The 2,606-nt window shown below is 71.8% G+C and carries 4 protein-coding genes; all 4 read right to left on the bottom strand.

Annotated features, from left to right (window positions below):
* A partial coding sequence (gspL, locus tag AC27VN_RS38425) for a type II secretion system protein GspL (protein ID WP_490880058.1) occupies nucleotides 1–490 on the bottom strand: 490 nt, incomplete at its 3' end.
* Between the two features lie 128 nt (nucleotides 491–618).
* Complete coding sequence (gene gspK / locus AC27VN_RS38420; protein WP_490880057.1) at nucleotides 619–1,614, bottom strand: type II secretion system minor pseudopilin GspK; 996 nt, start codon at nucleotides 1,612–1,614, stop codon at nucleotides 619–621.
* Nucleotides 1,611–2,321, bottom strand: a complete 711-nt coding sequence (locus tag AC27VN_RS38415) for a PulJ/GspJ family protein (RefSeq protein WP_093355455.1) — start codon at nucleotides 2,319–2,321, stop codon at nucleotides 1,611–1,613. The genes gspK and AC27VN_RS38415 overlap by 4 nt, the downstream gene beginning before the upstream one ends.
* Nucleotides 2,321–2,606: type II secretion system protein GspI (locus tag AC27VN_RS38410; protein ID WP_490880056.1), on the bottom strand; the 286-nt coding region annotated here is incomplete at its 5' end. The genes AC27VN_RS38415 and AC27VN_RS38410, both read right to left, overlap by 1 nt.

The following is a 2,606-nucleotide window of genomic DNA, read 5'->3' as shown; positions in this document are numbered from 1 at the left end:
AGACCGTGAGCTGCGGGGCTTCGGGCTCGCCGGTGATCAGCAACTGCGGCGGGCCGTCGGCCGGCTGCGGCGCGAACTCGGGAACGATGCGGGTGACGCGCCGGCCACTGGCCTCGAGCGCCTGCACCACCGAGCGCAGCCAGATGCGGTTGCAGGCCGCGACCCACACCGGATCGCCGGCGCGCGCCTCGGGTTCGAGCGCGAAGTGCAGCGCCTCGGGGTCGTCGAGCAGGTGTTCCTCGAGCAGGCCGTCGAGCACGGCGCGCAGCTTGGAGGCGCTGCCCATGCTGCCCTTGGGCAGCGTGACGCGGTGCCACGAGAGCGCGGTCGACGGCACGCCGAGCGTGACCTCGCTGCCCGAGGGCAGCAGCGCGAGCAGTGCGCGGCCATGGTCGCGCAGCACGATGCCGTCGTCGCCGGCCTGGGCCCAGTCGTACTCGCCCGCGGCGTCGGCCGGAGGCAGGGGAGCGATGAGCAGCAGCGGGGTCATGGGGGTGTGGGGAAAAGCCGGTGATTGTAGGTGGGCGTCTTACAAAGGCGCACTACGTTTTTCATAGCGTACCTGACAGATATGACGGGCGTTGGAAGGCTTTTATGCTCGGAAAAATGTAACGGGCCTCAGGGTTTGACCGAGGTGTAGGTGGCGCCGGTGCCACGCGTGCGCCAGATGGTCTTGACGGTGACGCCGTCGCGCTGCAGCAGCGAGCGCTCGTCGACCCAGGTGCGGTCGATGCGCAGGCGGCCGTAGACCTCGAAGAATTGCGTGCCGACGCTGTGCTGCTCGGCGTTGAACAGGATGCCGTCGGGCAGGCCGGCATTGGCGGCCGCGATGTCCTTGAAGTACGAGCGCGTGCGCCGCTCCACGAGCTGGCGTGCGTCGGCGATGGTGAGCCGGGGCAGGCTGGCGGCGAGGACTTCGGCACTGGCGGTGTTGACGTTGATCGGCGTGCGGATCGGCAGCACCGTGACGTAGGGCTCGAGCGCCGCCGCGGTCGAGGGCGAGAGGCCGAGCCACACGAGCTGCGACACCTCCTGCGGCATCAGCGGCGCGCTGGCGCCGTCGTCGGCCGGCGCGCCGGCGGAGGCATCGGTGGTGGTGGCCAGCGTGCGCGCCAGCGAGGCGGTCATCGCGCTGAGCTCGGCGCCCGGCAGGTTCAGCAGCCCGAACAGCTTGGTGAAGGCGGCGACCGCCGCCGGCACCGGCTTGTTCGCATTCACCAGCGTCAGCACGTTGAGCTTGGACTGCGCATCGACGATTCGGCCCGAGAGGAAGGCATCTGGCAGGCCTTCGAGCTGGTCGCTCGAGACGTTCTTGTCGGCCGCCAGGAAGCTGGTGAGCCGCGCTTCCTCGAGCGGCACGGCCCAGGGCTCGGCCAGGTTGTCGGAGCCGCCGGCGCGGCCGTCCTCGCGCAGGATCAGGCGCGACCAGTCGAGCGCGCCGACCAGCACCCAGGCCGCCTGCACGCGCGCGCGCTCGGCCGATTCGACCTCGGACGCGCGCCACTGCTGCCACAGCGCGGCGGCGGCGAAGGTGGCGACCAGCGTCACGGTGAGCATCGCGGCCAGCAGCGCGGCGCCGGCCTGCCGATGGCGATGGCGGTGGCGTGGCGTCATGAGCGTTGCGATCCCACGGTGGGCCGCACCCAGTCGCGCGTGAGCGTGCCCGAGAGGCCATCGCCCGGCGGCAGGGTGAGCACCAGCCGCACGCCGTCGGGCATGCTGACGATGGAGCCGATCGGGGCCTGCGGATTGGCCGGCGTGGCCTGCAACTCGCCCGCGGGCACCCAGACGTCGTTGCGGAAGTAGTAGAGCTGCCAGTTCTGCACCGGGATCAGCACCGTGTCGCTGAAGCCGTTGGGGCCGCCGTAGCTGCCCTGCGCACCGCCGTTCTCCTGCGCCCACGAGGCCGCTTGGGTCCAGGCCTGCTGCCAGGCGCCGCGCGTGCTGAAGGGCGGCGACTGCCAGCGGCGCCAGCGCACGCCGTCGGGGCCGGCACGCAGCGTCCAGGCCACCACCAGCACGCTGGGGTTGGCGGCGTCGCCGCCGCTGCGCGTGAGGCGCAGCACGCGGCCGTCCCAGTCGATCGGACGCGTCTGCGCCAGTGCGACCACCGCGTCGAGGTCGGCGCTCCATTGCGCCAGCGTGGTCTGCAGCGTGAGCACCGCGTCGGCGCGCAGCTGGTTCTGCGTGGTGGCGCGCGACATGCCGTCGAGCCCGCGCCAGCTGACCAGCGCGAGCAGCGCCATCACGGCGAGCGCGACCAGCAGCTCGATCAGCGTGAAGCCGCGCGCGGGCCGGGCGCGGAAGGGCGTGCGGTCCATCAGTAGCGCCCCACCACCGTCGACAGGCGCAGGATCGGCGCATCGACCGTGTCGCGCACCTGCACGTCGATGCGGTTGAAGTTGGGGTTCAGCGTGGGGGAGACAGTGGTCGTCACGTTGAAGCTCGTGCCGGCCTGGGCACAGATGGAGCCCGAGATGCCCACGCCCGGCATCTGGCGCGCGAGCCGGGCCTTGGCCAGTTCGTTCTCGGCGCACAGGTCGGCCAGCAGCAGGTCGGACTGGCGCTGCGCGTTGCGCGTGAGCGCCATCGTCGCCTCGGAGCCC

Source organism: Variovorax sp. 20P10.2.4 (genome assembly GCF_058244205.1).
This window is presented reverse-complemented; position numbering and strand designations above follow the sequence as displayed.